The 5,189-nt window shown below is 46.0% G+C and carries 3 protein-coding genes and 1 pseudogene; 2 read left to right on the forward strand and 2 right to left on the reverse strand.

Annotated elements, in window-relative coordinates; all coding sequences use genetic code 11:
* Positions 1-52: 52 nt before the first annotated feature.
* Together Q0546_RS09255 and fumC are read right to left on the reverse strand one after the other, a co-directional pair.
* Positions 53-439 (reverse strand): hypothetical protein, encoded by a 387-nt coding sequence (locus Q0546_RS09255; RefSeq protein ID WP_298792439.1) that lies wholly within the window; start codon positions 437-439, stop codon positions 53-55.
* A gap of 149 nt (positions 440-588) precedes the next feature.
* Entirely contained in the window at positions 589-2,016 is a 1,428-nt protein-coding gene (gene fumC / locus Q0546_RS09260) for a class II fumarate hydratase (protein ID WP_298792441.1), read from the reverse strand.
* A gap of 101 nt (positions 2,017-2,117) precedes the next feature.
* Here fumC and pbpC point away from each other — a divergent pair, with 101 nt between their 5' ends.
* Together pbpC and Q0546_RS09270 are read left to right on the forward strand one after the other, a co-directional pair.
* Positions 2,118-4,286, forward strand: a complete 2,169-nt coding sequence (pbpC, locus tag Q0546_RS09265) for a penicillin-binding protein 1C (protein ID WP_298792443.1) — start codon at positions 2,118-2,120, stop codon at positions 4,284-4,286.
* Positions 4,286-5,189: pseudogene (locus tag Q0546_RS09270) on the forward strand (alpha-2-macroglobulin); the annotation flags it as partial. The gene pbpC and the pseudogene Q0546_RS09270, both read left to right, overlap by 1 nt.

Genomic DNA, 5,189 nt, shown 5'->3' on the forward strand with positions numbered 1-5,189 from the left:
TATTTCTTAATTGGTTTCAAGGTTTTAAAATTTGAAATGCAAATTTACGGCGTCAAATTTTACTCTGACCGCCTTGCATTTCTAAAATTCGCGCGCTTATTTGCATTATCTGCGCAAAAACCGCTCCCTTTTGCGTTTCGAGCGAGGCCGCCATATCTTTTGCGTATGGATTTTTGCTCGTTTTTACTCGCTTTATCGCGGCTTCAAGCTCTTTTAGCCGTTTTTGTAGTTTTTCTAGCTGTTTTTTTAAGATATTTGCGCTGCTTTCTGCCTCGTTTGCGCCGCTAGGCAAATTTGACGCGCCGCGCAAGATATCGCCCCTATCGCCGCTTTTTAAATTTAGCGCGCCCGCATTTAAATTTGCCGCGCTAGCTGCCGCAGAGCTTTTGCCGACGCTCATCAAATTTGAGTTTAAATTTATGTTTAGTTTTACATCCATCGCTGTGCCTTTAAATTTAAAAGTATATCGGCAAATTTGAGTAAAATTTAAGGCGCAACCGTAAATTTCGCTCTCAAATTTATGGATTTTAAAGAAGGCTCGGCAAAATCGCCCAAATCCCGCCGAGCCCAAAAAGCAAAGCGCCGAGTTTACTCCTTCGGCGCTATCATATCCTCAGGCACCACCCACGCGTCAAATTCCTCGGCGGTTAGTATGCCCGATTTTATCGCTTCCTCACGCAGCGTAGTGCCGTTATGGTGCGCAGTTTTGGCGATCTTGGCGGCATTTGCGTAGCCGATGTGCGGATTTAGCGCGGTTACGAGCATCAGGCTCTCGTGCAGTAGCTTGTCGATTTTTGCGGCATTTGCCGTGATACCGCACGCGCAGTGTTTCTCAAAGCTGTTCATAGCGTCGCTTAGCAAGCGGATGATTTGGATGAGGTTGTAGGTAAGCACCGGCTTAAAGACGTTTAGTTCGAAGTTGCCCTGGCTTGCGGCAACGGAGATCGCGACATGGTTGCCCATCACCTGCGCGGCGACCATCGTGACGGCTTCGCACTGCGTCGGATTTACCTTGCCCGGCATTATCGAGCTTCCGGGCTCATTTTCGGGGATGTTTATCTCGCCGATACCGCATCTTGGCCCGCTTGCCAGCCAGCGCACGTCGTTTGCGATCTTCATCAAATTTGCCGCCAGGCCGTTTAGCGCGCCGCTTAAAAATACCTCGGCATCGTGGCTGGTTAGGCCGTGAAATTTATTCGGATGGGATTTAAATTTAAACGCCGTGCCCGTTAGCGCGTTTAGCTCGTCGCTTACCATCTCGCTAAATTTCGGGTGCGAGTTTAGCCCAGTGCCTACCGCGGTACCGCCGATAGCAAGTTCTTCTAAAAACGGCATAGTAGCGAGGATCTGCGCCTTGCTCGCCTTTAGCATATGCGCGTAGCCGCTAAATTCCTGTCCGAGCGTGAGCGGCGTGGCGTCTTGCAGGTGAGTGCGGCCGATCTTTACGATTTTTGCAAACTCGGCGGTCTTTTTATCCAGCGTCGCTTCTAATTTTTCGATCGCGGGCAGTAGCTTTTTTTGAAGCTCTAGCACAAAGGCTATTCGCATCGCCGTAGGATAGGTGTCGTTTGAGCTCTGACCTTTATTTACGTGATCGTTTGGATGCACGAATTTTGCGTCTCTCGCATCCAGTGCCGCCTTATCGCGGAAATTTAGCCCCAAAATCTCCATCGCGCGGTTTGAAACGACCTCGTTTAAATTCATATTCGACTGCGTGCCCGAGCCCGTCTGCCACACGACTAGAGGGAAATTTCCGTCCAGCTTGCCGTTTAAAATTTCATCGCACGCCTGCGCGATCGCCTCGGTGCGAGGCTCATCTAGTCGGCCCAGCTTACGATTAACAAGCGCGCACGCCTTTTTTAGGTAGGCAAAACCCTCTATGACCTCTCTTGGCATCGTCTCCAGCCCTACTCCGATCTCGAAATTTTCATGGCTGCGCTGCGTCTGCGCTCCCCAATATTTGTCGTTTGGAACCTTTACCTCGCCCATCGTGTCTTTTTCTATTCTATATTCCATGCCTTTATCTCCTTTACTTAAATTAGTATTTGAAATTATATATCAATTATCATAAATTTAATCTTTCGAGATTTTACGCGCAAATTCGATATAATCGCGAAATGAAAAGAGTTTTAGCTAAATTTATCAAATTTTCCGCCACCTTTGCCCTGCTTTGCTTTGTAGCTTTTTTGGTGCTTGACTTTGCCTATCCGCTCGACGTCAAAGCGCTAAAGCGGGAAAATTCGTTCATACTTTTTGATAAAAACGGCCGTATCGTCGCCCTTCGGCCGAGCAGCGACGAAATTTGGAGATTTGAGGCTAAAAACATACCGCAAACGCTAAAAGATAGCGTTCTTTTGTTTGAGGATAAATTTTTCTACTACCACATCGGCGTAAATCCCTTTGCCATGATCCGCGCGGCCGCGCACAACCTCACGCATAAAAACCGCATCGGCGCCTCCACGATCACGATGCAAGTCGCGCGCATGATGAAGCGAGAGGAGCGCACCTACGCGAACAAATTTAAAGAAATCTTTACCGCGCTTCAGCTAGAGTGGCACTATAGCAAAGACGAGATTTTAAATTTTTACTTTAACCTCGCTCCATACGGCGGAAATATCGAGGGTGCGGCGGCTGCGGCGAGGTTTTATTTCGGCAAAGATTTAAGTGAGCTTAGTATCGCCGAGTGCGCACTTTTAAGCACGATCCCAAAAAATCCAAACGCCAACCGCCTAGATAAAAAATCAAACATCAATGCGCTAAAAAACCGCGTCGCAAAGCTGCTTTATAAAGCTGGCGTGATAGATCAAAGCGCATTTCAAAGGGCACAAAGAGAGCCTTTTAAAAACAAACGCTATGACGCCGTTTATAAGGCCAGGCACTACGCCGCGCAAGCTCTAAAAAACGGCGTTACGCACTCAAATTTAGATCTAAATTTGCAAATTTTACTAGAAAACGCGCTAAAAAATACGGCTACCTCGCTAAAATCAAAAGACGCCTACAACGCCGCAGGAATAATAATCGACAACAAAAATATGAGCGTGGCGGCATACGTGGGCTCACACGACTGGCACGCTCCGCAGGGGCAAAACGACGGCGTAACGATGAGCAGAAACGTGGGCTCGACGCTAAAGCCGTTTATATTTTCGCTAGGGCTTGACGAGGGTTTCATCACGCCAAAAAGCCAGATGATAGATACAGAAATTTTCCTCGGAGAGTACGTACCCAAAAACTACGACAGCAGGTTTTTTGGTATCATCTCAGCGACCGAGGCGCTAGCGCTTAGCCTAAATATCCCGGCCGTTAGCCTAAACAACAAATTAGGCGAAAAATCTCTTTACGAGCTGCTTTCACGCGTGCATTTGGTGAGCAATTCAAAGGAATTTTACGCCGACAGTATCGCGCTTGGAAGCGCAGAGATGAGCTTACTAAATTTAGCCCACCTCTACACGATCTACGCAAATGGCGGCGAGCTAAAACCGCTAGAGGTTGCCGGCAAGACGGTACTAGGCTACGGACGGCTAATCAGCCCGCAAAGCGCGTATCTAACCTCAAAAATGCTCTCAAGCGCGTCAAGAAGCTATCTGGGCGTCGCGTGGCAATACGCAAAAGACACGCCTCAAATCGCCTTTAAAACCGGCACCAGCTACGGTTCGCGCGATATCTATACGATCGGCGTAAATAACGACTACACGGTCGCGGTTTGGTTTGGCAACTTTAGCGGCAAAAAGACGCAAAATTTAAGCGGATTTAGCGACGCGTCTCGCACAGTTTTTGACATCTTTAAGCTGCTAGCTCAAAAACAAAAATTATCTTTCATGAGCGCGCCAGGCGGCATTGAGTCCCAAAAAACCTGCCTTGACGCGTTTAAATTTAAAGAGTGCAGAGACAAGGAGGACGACTGGCAGATAGAGGGCGTTACGCCAAAGGATATCTGCGAGAGTATCAGGGGCGATGAAGTAGGATTTTTACTAAAAAACGGCGCGATTACTCAAGAAGATATCAAAGAAAGTCCTTGTTACTATAAATTTAAAAGCTATAAACCTCTCGTTGCAACGCCGTCAAATAATCAAATTCTGCTGAGCGATGAGAATTTAACCAAAGTTATGCTAAAATGTTACGCGTATATCGGCGATGAGATATATCTCAAGATCGACGAAAACGAGTGGAAAAAAGTAAACAACGCGAGCGAAAATACCTTAAATTTAACGCAAGGCAAACACAAGCTCGGGTGTCTGGATGAAAATTCGAATTTAAGCGAAATCAATATCGAAATAAGGAGGTTTTAATGCGTTTAAAGCTAGTCGGCTTAAGCCTAAGCTGCATCTTGGCAGCAAATTTAAGCGCCTTTACGCTTGACGGTTCAAGCAGGGCGTTAGACGACGGCTCGGTAAGCATTGGCGTAAAATACGCCCAAAACGAACAGTCTCTCATCGGCAAGGTCACACACAAAAAAATAATCGAGTGTTCGCCCGAGATAACGGGAGCCTTTGAGTATGGATCAGACTCGATTTTCTTTTACCCTAAAAAGCCTCTTGCAAAAGGCGTAAGCTACTCGTGCAAAAAAGGCGATAGTAAGGTTAAATTTTACGGCGGAGATTTCGTGCTATCAAATATGATCGAGTACTCCGGAGATACCTTTTTAGCGGTATTTAACGACGAGGTTAGCGAGGATGAGTTTGCCGCGAATTTTAAAATTTACGACAAGCAAAATTTAGCCAAACAAAACATCAAATATAAAATCGTAGCCAAAACGCCTAAAAGCTTTCAGATAAAGTTACTTGAAAGCGGCGACAATTTAGTATTTTCGGTTTCTAAAAACCTCAAAAATACTTCGGGTATAAATTTGGCCGATAGTTTTGAGGTCGTGCAAAAAGTCTCAAATCCAGATGAAAATTTCGTCGATAAGCCAAAAGCCAAGACTATGTTTTTAAACGAAGTCGAAGGCATCAGCCTAGATAACGGCAAACTAGCGGCTAGACTCTATCTTAAAGATTGGATAGATTCTGATAATGTTAAAAAATTTATCAAGGTTGATGGCGTAAATAGCTTTGAAGTTGGCGAAATGGAGTACACTAGCCACCAAGACGCCGACGGCGAGTATTACTACTACTATATCGACATTACCAGTAAAGACTTCAAACCGCAGACAACATACAAAGTCACCTTCTATAAGGGCTTTGGCGACGACT

Source organism: uncultured Campylobacter sp. (assembly GCF_937997465.1).
Taxonomy (GTDB): domain Bacteria; phylum Campylobacterota; class Campylobacteria; order Campylobacterales; family Campylobacteraceae; genus Campylobacter_A.

What these genes read in the sequence shown, in the direction of transcription:
- Q0546_RS09255 (WP_298792439.1), bottom strand. Translation starts at nt 439, where the DNA reads ATGGATGTAAAACTAAACATAAATTTAAACTCAAATTTGATGAGCGTC.
- fumC (WP_298792441.1), bottom strand. Translation starts at nt 2,016, where the DNA reads ATGGAATATAGAATAGAAAAAGACACGATGGGCGAGGTAAAGGTTCCA.
- pbpC (WP_298792443.1), top strand. Translation starts at nt 2,118, where the DNA reads ATGAAAAGAGTTTTAGCTAAATTTATCAAATTTTCCGCCACCTTTGCC.